Origin of the sequence: Pelagibius litoralis, assembly GCF_011683915.1 — a bacterium.
GTDB classification, from domain to species: domain Bacteria; phylum Pseudomonadota; class Alphaproteobacteria; order Kiloniellales; family Kiloniellaceae; genus Pelagibius; species Pelagibius litoralis.
In genome coordinates this window covers 304,626-321,888 of record NZ_JAAQPH010000001.1, presented here as the reverse complement: position 1 = coordinate 321,888, position 17,263 = coordinate 304,626, and the positions used below count along the sequence as shown (strand labels likewise).

The following is a 17,263-nucleotide window of genomic DNA, read 5'->3' as shown; positions in this document are numbered from 1 at the left end:
AGTTATTCCTTAGTGTTGGCCGCGTGGATCAGGCAGAGCCCGCGCAGCGTAAGATCCTGGTCCACAGCTTCGATGACCGGTGTCGCTTCGGCGTAGATCGACGCCAGCCCGCCGGTCGCTATCACCTTCATCGGGCGGCCGTACTCCTCCCGGATGCGCGCCACCAAGCCTTCGATCAGGCCGACATAGCCCCAGTAGATCCCCGACTTCATCCCGGGCACGGTATCCTTGCCGATGACGTGCTCAGGCCGCTCGATCTTGACCCGCGGCAGCTGGGCGGCGGCACGGTAGAGCGCCTCGCTGGAATGCTGTGCCGAGGGGGCGATAACGCCGCCCTCATAGGCGCCGTCGGGCCCGACAATGTCAAAGGTCGTCGCAGTGCCGAAATCGATCGCGATCAACGGCCCGCCGTAACGTCGATGGGCGGCCAAAGCGTTCACCAACCGGTCGGCGCCGACATTTTCCGGCCGGTCCATCAGCACCGAGATACCCAGATCGACGCCGGGTTCGCCGATCAGCAGCGGTTTGACTCCGAAAAAGGACTCGCAAAGCGTGGTTAGCTGAAAGGTCGCCGCCGGCACCACATTGGCGATGATCGCCTGGGTCACATCAGCGGGCTTCAGGTCTTCCAGGGCCATCAACTGGGTCAGCCAGACCGCGTACTCGTCGGCGGTGCGCTTGGCGTCGCTGGAGGCGCGCCATTTGGCACGCATTGCCTCACCGTCAAAAATGGCGAAGACGACATTGGTGTTACCGGCATCAATGGTGAGAAGCATCGCTGACCGCCCTTCCCCTAAGTGCTATCGGGGAAGTAAACCTCCCCGGCGGCGATGCTGCGCGTGCTGCCGTCCGGCAGAGCCAACTGCAGGGCGCCCTGAGGGTCGAGCCCCTGAAAGCGGCCGCTCAGTGTCTCCTGCGGCAGGCGCACTTCAATGTCCTCCGAAAGGCCGTGAGCATGGTTCAGCCAAGCCTGCCGCCCCGGCGCGAAGCCGTCATCCAGCCAGCGATTGACCCAGGAAAGCATATGCCGGCTGAAGGCCTCCAGCAGATCGACGGCGCTCACGCTGGACGGGCAGCCCTCAAAGTGCAGAGAGGTCGCGGGAAAGCGGGATTCAGGCGGAAAAGAGGTCACGTTCGCGCCAACGCCGATCACCAGCCATTCCAGCCCGCCGTGACCATCACCCTTTGATTCCAATAGGATACCGGCGCCTTTGCGGGCATTGAAGAGGACGTCGTTCGGCCACTTATAGGTCACCTCGATCATCGGCGGAGCGACACTGCCGACCGCATCGCCCAAAGCCAGAGCGGTCAGGAAGCTCAGCTGGGCCGCCTCGGCCAAGGTACAATCCGGCCGGACGATGAGGGAGAGAAAGAGGTTGCCTTCGCCGCTATCCCAGGGCCGGCCCCGGCGGCCATAGGCCGCGCTCTGGCGCCGCGCCCAGATAAGGGTGCCGTCTTCGGCGCCCTCGGCAGCGCGGCGCTTGGCCTCACTGCTGGTGCTGTCGACTTCCTCAAGCTGCACCAGGCGATAGGCCGGGGGCAGCTTCGGCTGACGCCCCTTCACCGGTTCAGGGTTCATCCCTCAAACAACGACGCGGCCGCCAGGGCCGTCCCGTCGAGCAGCGGTCCCAGTACCAGGAACAACAGAAGGATCACCAGGGTGGAGCCGGTCAGGATCAGCGACATCTCGCGGCCGATTGGACGGTCGAAGGACTCCGTCGGCTCGTCGAAGTACATCAGCTTGATGATGCGCAGGTAGTAGAAGGCACCCACCACCGAAGCCAGAACACCGAACACGGCGAGGAAGTAGAGGCCCGCCTCAATGGCGGCCAGGAAGACATAGAGCTTACCGAAGAAGCCGGCCAGCGGTGGAATGCCGGCCATCGAGAACATGAAGGCGGCCAGGGCAAAGGCCATCAGCGGATTGGTCTTGCTGAGGCCCTTCAGGTCCTCGATCCCCTCGACCATCACATCCTTCTGACGCATGCAGAGAATGCAGGCGAAGGTGCCCAGGTTCATGACGAGGTAGATGGTCAGGTAGAGCAGGATGCCGCGCACCCCCTCTTCCGTTCCCGCCGCCAGACCGACCAGGGCATAGCCGATATGCCCGATCGAGCTGTAAGCCATCAGCCGCTTGATGTTGGTCTGGTAGATCGCCGCCAGGGCGCCCAGGACCATGGAGGCCAGGGAAATGAACCAGATGATCTGCTGCCACTGCGCCACCATGTCGCCGAAGGGCTCAATCATCACCCTGATGATCAGGGCCATGGCAGCAATCTTCGGTGCTGTCGCAAAGAACGCGGTTACCGGTGTCGGCGCGCCCTCATAAACGTCCGGCGTCCACATATGGAACGGTACGGCCGATATCTTGAAGGCCAGGCCCGCCGCGAGGAAGACGATGCCAACGATCAGGCCGATGGGCGCCTCTTCGCCGGCAGCGAGCTTCTGCGCCATCAGGCTTGCCAGACCCTCAAAGGACGTGGTGCCGGCAAAACCGTAGATCATCGACATGCCGTAGAGCAGCATCCCCGAAGACAGGGCGCCGAGGACGAAATATTTCAAGCCGGCTTCGCTGGAGCGCAGGTGATCGCGGCGAAAGGCCGCGACGACATAGAGCGAGAGGCTTTGCAGTTCCAGGCCCATATAGAGCGACAGCAAGTCGTTGGCCGAGATCATCAGCAACATGCCGAGAGTCGCAAAGAGGATCAGCACCGGGTATTCGAAGCGCGCCATGTCCTCGCGCTCGATGAAGCGGATCGACATGATCAAGGTCACCGCCGAACCGATCAGCGCCAGCAGCTTCATGAAATCGCCGAAAGCATCGGCAACGAAAAGCCCGCCCATTGCGATCTCGTTGCGGCCCATCATGCCGGCAATCATGACGAAGACCACCACGAAGCTGCCAACCGTCAACCAGAGCACCAGGCGCGTTCCGCTGTTGCCGCGAAAGACACCCAGCATCAGCAACAGCATGCCGGCGATCGCGAGAAAGATTTCCGGCAGCGCGGCGGTCAGGTTCATTTCAGACATCATCGCGCCTCTCCTAACGCAGCGGCCAGAGGCCGGCAAGCAACGGGCCTTCTGAGTTGGCCAGCGCCGTCTGATAGTTCTCCACCAGGCGTTCCACCGAAGGCGCCATCACATCGATGAACGAGGCGGGGTAAATGCCCATCCAGAGGACCAGCACGATAAGCGGCGCGAAGACTGCCTTCTCCCGCCAATCCATATCCAGGACCGCTTTCAGATCGTCCTTGGTGATCTTGCCGAAGATGATCCGGCGGTACAGGTAGAGCATATAGGCCGCGCCCAGAACCATGCCCGTAGCCGCCAAAAGAGCCACCCAGGTGTTCACCTGAAAGGCGCCGACAAGCACCAGGAATTCACCGACGAAGCCGCTGGTCCCGGGCAGGCCGACCGAGGCCAACATGAACAGCATGAACACCAGGGCATAGGCGGGCATGCGTTGGACCAGGCCGTCGTAGCGCGCAATCAGGCGGGTGTGCAGGCGATCATAGACCACGCCGACGCAGAGGAACAGAGCGGCGGAAACGATGCCATGGGACAGCATCTGGAAGATCGCCCCTTCGATACCCTGCTGGTTCGCCGCGAAGATGCCGATGGTCACGAAGCCCATATGGGCGACCGACGAATAGGCGATCAGCTTCTTCATATCCTCCTGGGCCAGGGCCACCAGCGAGGTGTAGATCACCGCGACGACCGAGAGCGAGAACACGAAAGGTGCGAAAAAGTCCGATGCCTCCGGCATCATCGGCAGCGAGAAGCGCAGGAAGCCGTAACCGCCCATCTTCAACAGCACGCCGGCCAGAATGACCGACCCGGCGGTGGGGGCCTCGACGTGGGCGTCCGGCAGCCAGGTGTGCACCGGCCACATGGGGATCTTCACCGCAAAGGACGCGAAGAAAGCGAGCCAGAGCCAGGTCTGCATGGCGGTAGAGAAATTGTGCGCCAGCAGCGTCGGGATATCGGTCGTGCCGGCATCGAAATACATGGCGAGGATCGCCAGCAGCATCAAAACCGAACCCAGAAGGGTGTAGAGAAAGAACTTGAAGGCCGCATAGACCCGCCGTCCGCCTCCCCAGATCCCGATGATCAGGAACATCGGGATGAGCACACCTTCGAAGAAGATGTAGAAGACCACGATATCCAAGGCGCAGAACATGCCGACCATCAAGGTTTCCAGAACCAGGAAGGCGACCATGTATTCCTTCACGCGGTTCTGGATCGCGTTCCAACTCGCCAGCACGCAGAGCGGCGTCAGCAAGGTCGACAGCAGCACGAACATCATGGAGATGCCGTCGACGCCCATGTGGTAGCTGATATTGAAGGCCGGGATCCAGTCGACCCGCTCGACAAACTGGAAGTCGGCGGAGCCACGGTCGAACTCGGTCCAGAGGAACAGCGACACCACGAAGGTGACGAAGGATGTCCAGAGCGCCATATAACGGGCGTTCTTGGCCACCACGGCCTCGTCGTCGTGACGCCCGATCAGCAAAATGATGAGAGCACCCGCCAGCGGCAGGAAAGTGATCGTCGAAAGAAGCGGCCAGCCCGTCGTCATCAGATGATCACCCCAGTTGGCTCAAGATGTACCAGGTGACCAGGAAGACGACCCCGATCAGCATGGCAAAGGCATAGTGATAGACATAGCCGCTCTGCAGCAGCGAGGCGCGGCGCGACAGGTTTTTGGTGGTCGCGGCGATGCCATCGGGGCCGAGCCCGTCGATGATCGCGCCGTCGCCGCCCTTCCAGAGGCCAAAGCCCAGCAGGCGCGCCGGCTGCACGAAGACCCGTTCGTAAAGCTCGTCGAAGTACCATTTGTTGAAGGAAAACAGGTAAAGCGGCCGTAGCGCTCCTGCCAGCTTTCCAGGCATATCCGGCGAAGCGATGTACATGTACCAGGCCAAACCGATGCCGAGGATACCGGCGACGAGCGGCGAAGCCTTCACCCAGAACGGCACGTGGTGCGCTGCTTCGACCGTGTTGTTCTCCGGCAGAACCTTGAGGGACTCGCCCCAGAAGGCCTCCATGCCGCTGCCGACGAAGAGGTAGTACATGGCACCGCCCGCGAAGAGCGCGCCCAGGGCCAGGAAGATCAGCGGCAAGAGCATAACCGGCGGCGACTCGTGGACATGCGACATGACCTCCTTGGGCGCCCGCGGCTTCCCATGGAAGGTCATGAACATCAGGCGGCAAGAGTAAAACGCCGTCATGGCGGCCGCAGACACGCCGACGATAAAGGCGAAGTTCCCATGGAACGAATGGTCGGCAAAGGCGGCTTCGATGACGATGTCCTTGGAGAAGAATCCGGAGAAGCCGATCACGGTTCCGGGGATGCCGATACCCAGGAGGGACAGGGTACCGATCCACATCAGAATGTAGGTCATGGGGATCAGCTTGTAGGTACCGCCCATCTTGCGCATGTCCTGTTCGTCTGACATGGCGTGAATGACAGAGCCGGCGCCAAGGAACAGAAGCGCCTTGAAGAAGGCATGGGTCATCAGGTGATAGATCGCCGCCGAATAAGCCGAGACGCCGATGGCGAAGAACATGTAGCCGAGCTGCGAGCAGGTCGAATAGGCGATGACTCGTTTGATATCGTTCTGCGTCAGGCCGACGCTGGCGGCGAAGAAGGCCGTCAGCGCACCGACGTAGGTCACCAGTTCCAGCGCCGTCGGCGCAAACTCGAACATCGGCGACAGGCGGGCCACCATGAACACCCCGGCAGTCACCATGGTCGCGGCATGGATCAGGGCGGAGACCGGCGTCGGCCCCTCCATGGCATCCGGCAGCCAGGTGTGCAGACCGAGCTGCGCCGACTTACCCATGGCGCCGATGAACAGCAGGATGCAGATGATGGTGAGCGCATGGCCTTCAATCCCGAAGGCCGTGAACTGCGCATCGGCCATTCCCGGCACTGCGGCGAAGACCTCGTCGAAACCGGCAGACCCGAACAGCACGAAGGCGCCGCAGATGCCGAGCGCGAAGCCGACATCGCCGACGCGGTTGACCAGGAAGGCCTTGATCGCAGCGGCGCAGGCAGAGGGCCGCTCATACCAGAAACCGATCAGCAGGTAGGACGCCAGGCCGACGCCTTCCCAGCCGAAGAACATCTGCAAGAAGTTGTCCGCCGTCACCAGCATCAGCATGAAGAAGGTGAAGAGGCTGAGATAGGCGAAGAAGCGCGGCTTGGCATTGTCATGCGACATGTAGCCGACGGAATAGATGTGCACCATGGAGGAAACCCAGGTGACCACCACCAGCATAACCGCGGTCAGGGTGTCGACCTTGAGGGCCCAGCTTACCTCGAAGCTGCCTGAGTCGATCCAAGTGAAAAGCTCCGTCGTGCGGGCGTTACCTTGAATCCCGACATCAAAGAACACAAAGCCGGACAGGATGGCGGAGAGAACCAGCAGGCCACAGGTCACCAGCATGGAAACCCGGTCGCCGATCAGGCGCCCGAAGAAGCCGGCAATGATCGCGCCGAGCAGCGGCAGCAGGACGATAAGTTGATCCATGGCCCCTGCCCTAACCCTTCATCATATTGATGTCTTCGACCTCGATAGACCCGCGGTTGCGGAAATAGACCACGAGGATGGCCAGGCCGATCGCCGCTTCCGCGGCGGCCACGGTCAAAACGAACATGGCGAAGATCTGTCCGACGAGGTCCTGCAGATGGGTCGAGAAGGCAACGAAGTTGATATTCACCGCCAGCAGCATCAACTCGATCGACATGAGAATGATGATGACGTTCTTGCGGTTCAGAAAGATGCCGAAGATCCCCAGAGTGAAGAGGATGGCGGCAACCGTCAGATAGTGGCCCAGTCCGATTTCAAGCATCTGTTTAGACCCCGCTTCCGGTGGAGACCTCTTTGACCTCCACCGCTTCGGCCCGCGTACGCGCCGTCTGTTCGGCAATCGACTGCCGCCGCACCCCGGCGCGCTGACGCAGCGTCAGCACGATGGCGCCGATCATCGCCACCAGCAAGATCAGCCCTGCGGCCTGGAACAGGTAGACATAGTCGGTGTAGAGCACGTTGCCGATGGCCCGGGTGTTGTGAAGTTCGCCCGCCGGCACGGCCGGCACCGCCGCCAGGCCTCCGGCTTCCGGCGAAACCACCCAGGCGCCGCCGATCAACACCAGCTCAACCAGCAGGATCAGGCCGATCATCGCGCCCAGAGGCAGATACTGCAGGAAGCCCTCGCGCATCTGGACGAAGTTGATGTCCAGCATCATCACGACAAAGAGGAACAGCACCGCCACCGCGCCGACGTAGACCACAACCAGGATCATGGCCAGGAACTCGGCGCCCATCAGAACAAAAAGGCCGGCGGCATTGAAGAAGGCCAAAATCAGGAACAGCACCGAATGAACCGGATTGCGCGAGGTGACAACCATCACGCCCGCGGCGACGGTGATCGAAGCAAAGAGATAAAAGGCCAAGCCTTGAAGAATCATCGCGTCCCCCCTTTCGCGATCATCTTGCTACCCAATATTCCGGCACTCATATTTGCGCGCACGGCACTTCCCCCAATCACTCGCTTGCTGCTGCCCCTGATCCGCGACTCAGCGGTAAGGTGCGTCCAATTCAAGGTTCTGGGCGATCTCGGTCTCCCAACGATCCCCATTATCCAACAGCTTTTCCTTGTTGTAATAAAGCTCCTCGCGGGTCTCGGCCGCGAATTCAAAATTCGGCCCTTCGACAATCGCATCCACCGGGCAGGCTTCCTGGCAGAAGCCGCAGTAGATGCATTTGGTCATGTCGATGTCGTAGCGCGTCGTGCGCCGGCTGCCGTCGGCGCGCGGTTCTGCCTCGATGGTGATGGCCTGCGCCGGACAGATCGCCTCACAGAGTTTGCAGGCAATACAGCGCTCTTCCCCGTTGGCATAGCGCCGCAACGCATGCTCGCCGCGGAAGCGCGGGCTCAGCGGGCCTTTTTCATAGGGATAGTTCAGTGTCACTTTCGGCTTAAAGAAGTAGCGCAGGGTCAGCGACATGCCGGACAGCAGTTCGCCGAGCAACAGGCTCTTCATGCCGCGCTCCATCATACCCATGTCTTATCTCCTGCCGTCATGAATTCGGCACCATGTCAAATGCGACCAGCACCCCGGCGGTCAGCACCACCCAGAAAAGCGAGAATGGCAAAAAGACCTTCCAGCCCAGCCGCATCAGTTGGTCATAGCGGTAACGCGGGAAAGTCGCCCGCACCCAGAGGAAGCAGAACAGCACCAGGGCGATCTTGGCGAACAGCCAGATCGGGCCCGGGATCCAGGTGAAGGGTGCGATATCAAACGGCGGCAGCCAGCCGCCAAGGAAGAGGATCGCGGTCATCGCACTCATCAGGATCATGTTGGCGTATTCGCCCAGGAAGAAGAGCGCGAAGGGCATCGACGAGTATTCGACGAAAAAGCCGGCCACCAGCTCCGACTCGCCTTCCGGCAGATCGAAGGGTGAGCGGTTGGTCTCCGCCAGGATCGAGATGAAGAAGATCACGAACATCGGCAGCATCGGCAGCCAGAACCAGCTGAAGATGCCGTAGCTGCCCTGTTGCGCCATCACGATGTCGCTGAGGTTCAGGGAACCGACCAGCAGCAGCACGGAGATGATGACGAAGCCCATGGAGACTTCGTAGGACACCATCTGCGCCGCCGAGCGCAGGGCCCCCAGGAAGGGATACTTCGAGTTGGAGGCCCAACCCGCCATGATCACCCCGTAGACGCCGAGCGAAGAGATGGCAAAGAGGTAGAGAATCCCGACGTTGATGTCGGCCAGCACCAGCGTGGCGTTAAAGGGGATCACCGCCCAGCCGATCATCGCCAGGACGAAGGTCAGCATCGGCGCCATTATGAAAACGATCTTATTGGCGCCCGCGGGCAGGATGGTTTCCTTGAACAGCAGCTTCACCGCATCGGCGATGGGCTGCAGCAGGCCGAAGGGGCCGACCACATTGGGACCTTTGCGCAGCTGCATGGCGCCGATGACCTTGCGCTCCGCATAGGTCAGATAGGCGACGGCCAGCAGCAGCGGGATGAGGATCGCAAAGATCTTGACGAACGGGAACGCCACCTGCCCGTAGGGATTGTTGTAGAAGAAATCGGAAAAGAAGTTGATCACGTCAGCCATCGGTGCCAGTCGCCCCCCGCTTGGCGCCCAAACCGAAAGCCTCAGTACACTGGGCCATGGTTTCGGAGGCGCGACTGATCGGATCGGTCATGTAGAAGTTGCCGACCGGCGAGACAAAGGGGGCCGCCGTCATGGCGCCCTCCTTGCCGAAGTCCGCCCAGGGCGCCGGCTCGACCTGGTCGACAGCGGCAAACACCGGATTGGCTTCGATCAGGCGTTGGCGCAGCTCGCCGAGATTGTCGTAGGGTAGGCGCTTGCCCAGGGCCTCGGACAGGGCCCGGAGAATGGTCCAATCCTCACGCGCCTCGCCCGGTGGAAAACTGGCCAGGCGGGCCAGTTGAACCCGCCCCTCGGTATTCACATAAGTCGCATTCTTCTCCGGATAAGCCGCCCCCGGCAGGATCACGTCAGCACGATGCGCCCCGGCATCGCCGTGATGGCCCTGGTAGATGACGAAGGGCCCCTGGCCCGGCTGCCCCAGGCGGCTCATATCGAACTCGTCCGCGCCAAGCAGGAAGACCGCTTCGATCGCCCCCTCTTCGGCGCCCTGCAGAATGCCTTCGACGTCGCGTCCGCCGGCACCCGGCACAAAACCGAGATCCAGACCGGCGACGCGGCTTGCCGCCGTGTGCAGGACATTGAAGCCGTTCCAGTCGCCGGCGACCATGCCGAAACGCTCGGCGACCTTGCGGGCCGCAGCCAGTACGGCGGCGCCGTCGGCACGGGCCAACGCCCCCATGCCGAGGATCAGCATCGGCCGCTCGGCCTTTTCCAGAACCTCGGCGAAGGCCCCCCGGCCCTCGGCAATCTCGGTGAGGCTCTCCGGCCCGGCGCCGAGATAGTCGTAAGGGTAGGTCAGGTCCACCTGCTGGCCGATCAGCCCGACCGCAAAACCGCCCATCAGGGCCCGTTTGCGCAGGCGGGCATTCACCAGGGCACCTTCCCAGCGCGGATTGGTGCCGATCAGCAGCACCGCATCGGCCTGTTCGATGCCGGCGATGGTGCTGTTGAAAAGGTATCCGGCGCGGCTGGAAGCATCGATCCTGGCACCATCCTGACGGCAATCCAGATTCTCCGAGCCGAGACCCGTCATCAGGTCCTTCAGCGCCATCATCGATTCGGCGTCGCAGAGATCGCCGGCGATAGCCGCCATCCGGTCGCCGCCAAGCCCTTGAAAACGTGCGGCAATCGCCTTGAAGGCCTCGGCCCAGGAAACCGCTTCGAGCCGGCCTTCGGTGTTGCGCAGATAGGGCTGGTCCAGCCGTTGGCGTGCCAAGCCGTCGCAGGCATGCCGCGTCTTGTCGGAGATCCACTCCTCATTGATGTCTTCGTGGAGACGCGGCAGCACACGCATGACCTCACGGCCGCGGGTATCGATGCGCACGTTGGAGCCGACGGCATCCATGACATCGATCGAGTCCGTCTTGCGCAGCTCCCAGGGCCGGGCCATAAAGGCATAGGGCTTGGAGGTCAGGGCGCCCACCGGGCAGACATCGACCATGTTGCCCGACAGCTCCGAGCCGACCGCCTGTTCAAGCGTTGTGATCTCCGCGTGCTCGCCGCGGTTTACCAGCCCGATCTCTTCGACGCCCGCGATCTCGGTCGCAAAGCGCACACAGCGGGTGCACTGGATGCAACGGGTCATGATCGTCTTGATCAGCGGCCCCATGTACTTCTCGGTGACCGCGCGCTTGTTTTCCTGATAGCGGCTGCGGTCGAAGCCATAGGCCATGGCCTGATCCTGAAGATCGCACTCACCGCCCTGATCGCAGATCGGACAATCCAGCGGATGATTGATCAGCAGGAATTCCATTACGCCCTGGCGGGCCTTGGTGACCTTTTCCGTGTCGGTCTTGATGACCATGCCCTCACCCACCGGCATGGCGCAGGAAGCGATCGGCTTGGGCGCCCGTTCCATCTCCACCAGGCACATGCGGCAGTTGCCGGCCACCGACAGGCGGTCGTGATAGCAGAAACGCGGAATCTCGACACCGGCCAGTTCACAGGCCTGCAGCACGGTCATACCGTCCGCAACCTCGATTTCCTTACCGTCGATCGTCAGCTTCGGCATCGTTTTCCCCCTACTCCGCCGCCGCCTGGGTCTTCTTGTAGTCCAGAATGCGCCGCTCGACCTCAGGCCTGAAGTGGCGCAGCAGGCCCTGGACCGGCCAGGCTGCCGCATCACCGAGCGCGCATATCGTGTGCCCCTCAACCTGATAGGTCACATCCAGGAGGGTATCAATCTCTTCCATCTCCGCATCGCCGCGAACCAGCCGTGTCATCACACGATACATCCAGCCGGTACCCTCGCGGCAAGGCGTACACTGGCCGCAGCTCTCATGCATGTAAAAGTGCGACAGCCGTGCAATGGCATCGACGATATCGGTCGATTTGTTCATCACGATGACCGCAGCGGTCCCAAGGCCCGATTGCGCCTCACGCAACGAATCGAAATCCATCAAGATGGTGTTGCAGGTCGGCGCCGGCAGGCAGGGCACGGATGAACCACCGGGAATAACCGCAAGCAGATTATCCCAGCCGCCAATGACGCCGCCGGCATGCTTCTCGATAAGCTCCTTAAGAGGAATGCCCATCTCCTCTTCCACGTTCAGCGGCTTGTTCACATGCCCGGAAACGCTGAAGATCTTCGTGCCCGTATTGTTCGGCCGGCCGAGCGCGGTCCACCACTCAGCGCCGCGCCGCAGGATCTCCGGCGTTACAGCGATGGTCTCAACATTGTTGATGGTGGTCGGGCAGCCGTAGAGCCCCACGGCCGCAGGAAAAGGCGGCTTCAGGCGGGGCTGGCCCTTCTTACCCTCAAGGCTTTCCAGCAGCGCAGTCTCTTCGCCGCAGATATAGGCGCCGGCACCGCGGTGCAGATAAATGTCGTAGTCGTAGCCGCTGCCCGAGGCGTTCTTGCCGATCAGGCCGGCCTCATAGGCCTCGTCGATGGCCTTTTGCACCTGGGAGCCTTCATGAAAGTACTCGCCGCGGATATAGATGTAGCAGGCTCCGGCACCCATCGCGAAGCCGGCGACCAGGCAGCCTTCCAGAAGGCGGTGGGGGTCGTTGCGCAGGATCTCCCGGTCCTTGCAGGAACCCGGCTCGGATTCATCGGCGTTCACCACCAGGTAGGATGGGCGCTCGCTGGTCTCCTTGGGCATGAAGGACCATTTCAGGCCGGTCGGGAACCCCGCGCCGCCGCGCCCGCGCAGGCCCGATTCCTTGACCGTCTCGACGATCTGCTCGCGGCCCCGCGCCAGCAGGGACTTGGTGTCGTCCCAGATCCCGCGCCGCCGTGCGCCGGCCAGGCTCCAGTCATCCTGGCCGTAGAGATTGGTGAAGATGCGGTCTTTGTCCTGCAGCATCAGTCGCCCTCCCCCGGCGCCGCGCCCGCGCCGCCCGCATCCGTCACGTTCAACAACGTCTGCGGGCCGCCTTCGGGTGCCGAAGACAGCCGGCCGGTCTGCGAGCCCACGGGGACCTCAGCGCCGGCGCGCAGTTCATCGATCATTTCCGCGATCCTCTCCGGGGTCAGATCCTCATAGTAGTCGTCGTTGATCTGAACCATCGGCGCATTGGCACAGGCGCCGAGGCATTCCACCTCGATCACACTGAAGAGACCATCGTCGCTGACCTCGCGCAGACCGACACCCAGCTTCTTCTTGCAGGCTTCGGTAATACCGTCGGAACCGCGCAGCCAACACGGCGTGGTACGGCAGACCTGAATGAAGTACTTGCCCACCGGTTTGGTGTTGAACATCGAATAGAAGCTCGCCACCTCATGGGCCCGAATGGGCGCGACATCCAGATAGTTGGCGACATACTCGATGGCCGGAACCGAAAGCCAACCGCCGTTCTGGCGCTGGGCCAGATCGAGCAGCGCAATCATCGCACTGGACTGACGGCCTTCGGGATAGCGGGCCGTGAGCGTCTGGGCACGCTGCAGGTTCTCCTCGGTGAAGGCAAAATCGCCGCTTTGCCCCTTCGGAAAGCTGGTGGTCTTCATCGGTCGACCTCGCCAAAGACAATATCCATGGACCCGAGGATCGCCACACTATCGGCGAGCATATGGCCCTTGCACATGTAATCCATCGCCGCCAGATGCGAGAACCCGGGCGCGCGGATCTTGCAGCGGTAGGGACGGTTGCTGCCGTCCGCCACCAGATAGACGCCAAACTCGCCCTTCGGTGCTTCGACTGCCGTATAGGTATCTCCCGGCGGCACGTGATAGCCCTCGGTATAGAGCTTGAAGTGATGGATCAGCGCTTCCATCGAGCGCTTCATCTCGTCGCGCTTGGGCGGCGTGATCTTCTGATCGGATACCTGAACCGGGCCCGTCGGCATCTTTTCAATGCACTGCTGCATGATCTTCAGGCTCTGGCGCATCTCTTCCATGCGGCAGAGATAGCGGTCGAAGCAGTCGCCGTTCTTGCCGACCGGGATGTCGAAATCCAAATCCGCGTAGCAGTCATAGGGCTGCGATTTGCGCAGGTCCCAGGGGACGCCGGAACCGCGCATCATCACCCCGGAGAACCCCCAGTCTTCGGCCTCTGCACGGCTGATGACGCCGATATCCGCGGTGCGTTGGCGGAAGATCCGGTTATCTGTCAGAAGACCTTCGATATCGTCGATCACCTGGGGGAAGGTTTCACAGAAGGTGGCGATATCCTCCAGCAGGCCGGCCGGCAGATCCTGATGCACCCCGCCGGGACGGAAATAAGCCGCATGCAGGCGCGCGCCGCAGGCACGCTCATAGAACTCCATCAGCTTCTCGCGCTCCTCGAAACCCCAGAGGATCGGCGTCATCGCCCCCACATCGATGGCGAAGGTGGTGATGTTCAGAAGATGGTTCAGGATGCGGCCGATCTCGCAATAGAGCACGCGGATGTACTGCCCACGCAGCGGCACCTCAATGCCCAGCAGCCGCTCCACCGCCAGAGCGAAGGCATGCTCCTGGTTCATCGGCGCCACATAGTCCAGGCGATCGAAATAGGGAACCGCCTGCAGGTAGGTTTTGTATTCGATCAGCTTTTCGGTGCCCCGGTGCAGAAGGCCGATGTGCGGGTCCGCCCGCTCGATGATCTCGCCGTCCATCTCCAGCACCAGCCGCAAAACGCCATGCGCGGCGGGGTGTTGCGGCCCGAAGTTGAGGGTCAGCGGCTTGATCTGTACTTCGGCCATCAGGCGCCTCCCTCTTCGTTCTTCTCCGCCTCGGCTTTCTCGTCGCCGGGCATCCGCAGCATTCCCTCCCAGGGGCTGAGGAAGTCGAAGTGACGAAACTCCTGCGGCAATTTCACCGGCTCATAGACCACCCGCTTTTGCTCCTGGTCGTAGCGCACTTCCTTGAAACCGGTCAGGGGGAAGTCCTTGCGCAGCGGATGCCCCTCAAAACCGTAATCGGTCAGGATGCGGCGCAGGTCGGGGTGCCCGGAAAAGAAAACGCCGAACATGTCCCAGGCTTCGCGCTCCAGCCAGATAGCCGAAGAGAACACGCCGGCAGCCGAGTCCACCGGGTTGCGCTCATCCGTGGTCAGCTTCACACGAATGCGCTGATTCAGCTTCAGGGAAAGCAGGTTGTAGACCAGTTCCAGGCGTTCCGGCTGCTCCGGCCGATCGACCGCCGTCATGTCCACAAGCTGTTTGAACTGGCAGTTCTGATCGTCCCGCAGCACCGTGAGTACTTTCAGGAGGGCGGATCGCTTGATCAGCAGATTGAGTTGACCGTAGGCGATTTCCTGGGCCAGCAGATCCTGGTTCAGGGCCGTGGAGAGATAGTCGCCAAGGTCTTGCAGCGCTTCGGTCATCGAACTTCCGCCTATCCTCGTAGCTTTGCGCCAAGCAATCAGCGGGCGATCGCCGCGCCGCGCTTTATCTTCTTTTGAAGCTGAATGATTCCATAGAGCAGGGCCTCAGCCGTCGGTGGGCAGCCGGGAACGTAGATGTCCACCGGTACGATGCGGTCGCAGCCGCGCACGACCGAGTAGGAATAGTGATAATAACCGCCGCCGTTCGCGCAGGACCCCATGGAGATCACCCAGCGCGGCTCCGGCATCTGGTCGTAGACCTTGCGCAAAGCCGGCGCCATCTTGTTGGTCAGCGTGCCCGCAACGATCATCACGTCCGACTGGCGCGGGCTGGGCCGGAACACCATGCCGAAACGGTCGAGGTCATAACGGCTGCAGGCGGTATGCATCATCTCCACCGCGCAGCAGGCCAACCCGAAGGACATCGGCCAGAGCGAGCCGGTTTGGGCCCAGGCGGCCAGCTTGTCCATCTGGGCGATGACAAAGCCCTTGTCCGAGATTTCGGTCGCCACACGGCTGATCACCGCATCCTGGGCAGCACCAGGGGTCAGAGGGGCGTTGGATAGATCTGAAGCGGCAGGCTGGTTCAAACGCTCTACTCCCATTCCAAGGCCCCCTTCTTCCACTCATAGATGAACCCGACCGTCAGGATCCCCAGGAAGATCACCATGGACCAGAACCCGAAAAGCCCGATATCGCCCAGGGACACAGCCCAGGGGAAAAGGAAGGCCACTTCGAGGTCGAAAATGATGAAAAGAATGGCGACGAGATAGAAGCGCACGTCAAAGCGGCTTCTTGCGTCGTCGAAAGCCTCGAATCCGCACTCATAGGCGGAAACTTTTTCGGAGTCGGGTCGTTGACGCGCCACGATGTAGGAGGCCACCACAATGACCACAGACAGACCGATCGCAATCCCCAGGAAAATAAGGATAGGCAGGTACTCGGCCAACAAGGCATTCATGTGTCACTCTCCTGCCCGCCATTTGCGGCGTGTCGTTTCCGCTGGTTCCCAAGCAGCGCCGCTGCACAGCGAGCCAACGAGCGTTTACTGCCGCAAGGGATGCTGCAATGCAAGGTCATTCGTCCGGCGCAGCCCCTAGCGCTTTCACTTAATTGAAATATAGGGCGGAAGGGATTCGCGGGAAAGCGGCAATCCCCAAACAAACGACACGACGCGTCCTTCTGTCGCGCGACGACACCATTACCGTCGCGACAGAACCTAGCAGCAAAATGTTAACAGGAATTAACCAGGAAATGGCGGGAGTGACGGGACTCGAACCCGCGGCCTCCGGCGTGACAGGCCGGCGCTCTAACCAACTGAGCTACACCCCCGTAGCTGGGACGCGGTGATGTACTCCACCGCCCCCTGGGTGTCAAGCAGTGCCAAGCACTACAGGACCGATTTTCCGAGGTTTTCTCCCAAACGCCACCGTATCCGTCTGGATACCGGTCACCGGGAGACCTGATGCAGACTCTGCCACAGGAGATCTTAATGCAAAGCCAAAATGACAGCGGGGGCCTCACGGCACCTGAATCGCCGGGCCGGCAGTCTCACCCGGTGAATCATCGGACGACGCGGAGAAAGGAAATGGTGGGCGGTGACGGGATCGAACCGCCGACATTCGCGGTGTAAACGCGACGCTCTGCCAGCTGAGCTAACCGCCCAAAAGGTTTCCACAGCAGCGCTGCGGGCAACCAAACCGATGATCCACAATGATCGCCGGGAACTTAGACCCTCCGCCCTCACACAAAGCTGCAAGGTCACAACAGAAGCCCAAAATAGCACCGGCCGCCTCCGATGCAAGCGGGGCGGCCGGCTGCTTCTACGCAGTGTGCGCGGAAACTTAGTTCACAGCGTCTTTCAGACCCTTGCCGGCCTTGAACTTCGGCTGCATGGACGCCTTGATCTGAATCGGCTCACCCGTGCGCGGGTTACGGCCTTGGGATGCGGCGCGCTTGGTCACTGTGAATGTGCCAAAGCCCACGAGGCGAACCTCGCCACCCGACTTCAGAGACTCGGTGATTGCATCAAAGACACCGTCGACCGACTTCGTTGCATCAGCCTTCGACAAACCAGTTTTGTCGGCGACAACTGCTACCAGATCATTCTTGTTCACGTTGAACCCCCCTTCTAACAGTAGGGAATAAGATGTGCAGAGAGATAAAGAAAACCACTCCGAGGAGGTGCGAAGTGTAAATCGCAGAATCGCGCGGCGTCAACGTGAGAAGCGCAGAAATGCAGGGGTTTTAGCTTCTTTTGAGCTAAACACCCCTCACAAATCGATTAGCGAATCGAAGATTCCCGATTCGCGC

17 protein-coding genes and 2 tRNA genes are annotated in these 17,263 nt (G+C 61.4%); all 19 read right to left on the bottom strand.

The genetic code is table 11. From position 1 onward, the window contains the following. Window positions 1-2 precede the first annotated feature (2 nt). A complete protein-coding gene (locus HBA54_RS01620) occupies window positions 3-776 on the bottom strand; it encodes a type III pantothenate kinase (protein WP_167220655.1) in 774 nt (257 codons plus the stop codon). Between the two features lie 17 nt (window positions 777-793). Then, window positions 794-1,579, bottom strand: a complete 786-nt coding sequence (locus tag HBA54_RS01615; protein ID WP_167220653.1) for a biotin--[acetyl-CoA-carboxylase] ligase — start codon at window positions 1,577-1,579, stop codon at window positions 794-796. Then, complete coding sequence (nuoN, locus tag HBA54_RS01610; RefSeq protein WP_205944347.1) at window positions 1,576-3,033, bottom strand: NADH-quinone oxidoreductase subunit NuoN; 1,458 nt, start codon at window positions 3,031-3,033, stop codon at window positions 1,576-1,578. Before nuoN ends, HBA54_RS01615 begins: the two co-directional genes overlap by 4 nt. Before the next feature lie 10 nt (window positions 3,034-3,043). Beyond that, entirely contained in the window at window positions 3,044-4,579 is a 1,536-nt protein-coding gene (locus HBA54_RS01605) for an NADH-quinone oxidoreductase subunit M (protein WP_167220651.1), read from the bottom strand. A 7-nt stretch (window positions 4,580-4,586) separates the two neighbouring features. Then, complete coding sequence (nuoL, locus tag HBA54_RS01600; protein ID WP_167220649.1) at window positions 4,587-6,536, bottom strand: NADH-quinone oxidoreductase subunit L; 1,950 nt, start codon at window positions 6,534-6,536, stop codon at window positions 4,587-4,589. Between the two features lie 10 nt (window positions 6,537-6,546). Beyond that, window positions 6,547-6,858: an NADH-quinone oxidoreductase subunit NuoK gene (gene nuoK / locus HBA54_RS01595; protein ID WP_167220647.1), complete on the bottom strand. Its 312-nt coding sequence runs from the start codon at window positions 6,856-6,858 to the stop codon at window positions 6,547-6,549. 4 nt (window positions 6,859-6,862) lie between these two features. Next, a complete protein-coding gene (locus HBA54_RS01590; protein ID WP_167220645.1) occupies window positions 6,863-7,477 on the bottom strand; it encodes an NADH-quinone oxidoreductase subunit J in 615 nt (204 codons plus the stop codon). A gap of 108 nt (window positions 7,478-7,585) precedes the next feature. After that, complete coding sequence (gene nuoI, locus HBA54_RS01585) at window positions 7,586-8,074, bottom strand: NADH-quinone oxidoreductase subunit NuoI (protein WP_167220643.1); 489 nt, start codon at window positions 8,072-8,074, stop codon at window positions 7,586-7,588. 16 nt (window positions 8,075-8,090) lie between these two features. Then, window positions 8,091-9,143, bottom strand: a complete 1,053-nt coding sequence (gene nuoH, locus HBA54_RS01580) for an NADH-quinone oxidoreductase subunit NuoH (RefSeq protein WP_167220641.1) — start codon at window positions 9,141-9,143, stop codon at window positions 8,091-8,093. After that, window positions 9,136-11,214, bottom strand: coding sequence for an NADH-quinone oxidoreductase subunit NuoG (gene nuoG / locus HBA54_RS01575; protein WP_167220639.1), 2,079 nt, complete (start codon window positions 11,212-11,214; stop codon window positions 9,136-9,138). Before nuoG ends, nuoH begins: the two co-directional genes overlap by 8 nt. A 10-nt stretch (window positions 11,215-11,224) precedes the next feature. Continuing rightward, the gene (gene nuoF, locus HBA54_RS01570) at window positions 11,225-12,511 is read right to left on the bottom strand and encodes an NADH-quinone oxidoreductase subunit NuoF (RefSeq protein WP_167220637.1); all 1,287 of its coding nucleotides are present in this window, start codon (window positions 12,509-12,511) and stop codon (window positions 11,225-11,227) included. After that, on the bottom strand, window positions 12,511-13,152 hold the full coding sequence (gene nuoE / locus HBA54_RS01565) for an NADH-quinone oxidoreductase subunit NuoE (protein ID WP_167220635.1): 642 nt from the start codon (window positions 13,150-13,152) through the stop codon (window positions 12,511-12,513). Before nuoE ends, nuoF begins: the two co-directional genes overlap by 1 nt. Further along, window positions 13,149-14,327, bottom strand: a complete 1,179-nt coding sequence (locus tag HBA54_RS01560) for an NADH-quinone oxidoreductase subunit D (RefSeq protein WP_167220633.1) — start codon at window positions 14,325-14,327, stop codon at window positions 13,149-13,151. The genes nuoE and HBA54_RS01560 overlap by 4 nt, the downstream gene beginning before the upstream one ends. Further along, window positions 14,327-14,950, bottom strand: a complete 624-nt coding sequence (locus HBA54_RS01555; RefSeq protein ID WP_167220631.1) for an NADH-quinone oxidoreductase subunit C — start codon at window positions 14,948-14,950, stop codon at window positions 14,327-14,329. Before HBA54_RS01555 ends, HBA54_RS01560 begins: the two co-directional genes overlap by 1 nt. A 38-nt stretch (window positions 14,951-14,988) precedes the next feature. Beyond that, window positions 14,989-15,555: a NuoB/complex I 20 kDa subunit family protein gene (locus tag HBA54_RS01550; protein WP_167220629.1), complete on the bottom strand. Its 567-nt coding sequence runs from the start codon at window positions 15,553-15,555 to the stop codon at window positions 14,989-14,991. Next, window positions 15,546-15,911: an NADH-quinone oxidoreductase subunit A gene (locus HBA54_RS01545; protein ID WP_167220627.1), complete on the bottom strand. Its 366-nt coding sequence runs from the start codon at window positions 15,909-15,911 to the stop codon at window positions 15,546-15,548. The genes HBA54_RS01550 and HBA54_RS01545 overlap by 10 nt, the downstream gene beginning before the upstream one ends. A gap of 294 nt (window positions 15,912-16,205) precedes the next feature. Further along, window positions 16,206-16,282 (bottom strand) — tRNA-Asp (locus tag HBA54_RS01540). A 257-nt stretch (window positions 16,283-16,539) separates the two neighbouring features. Continuing rightward, window positions 16,540-16,615, bottom strand: a tRNA-Val gene (locus HBA54_RS01535). A 179-nt stretch (window positions 16,616-16,794) separates the two neighbouring features. Beyond that, entirely contained in the window at window positions 16,795-17,067 is a 273-nt protein-coding gene (locus HBA54_RS01530) for an HU family DNA-binding protein (RefSeq protein ID WP_167220625.1), read from the bottom strand. Window positions 17,068-17,263 lie beyond the last annotated feature (196 nt).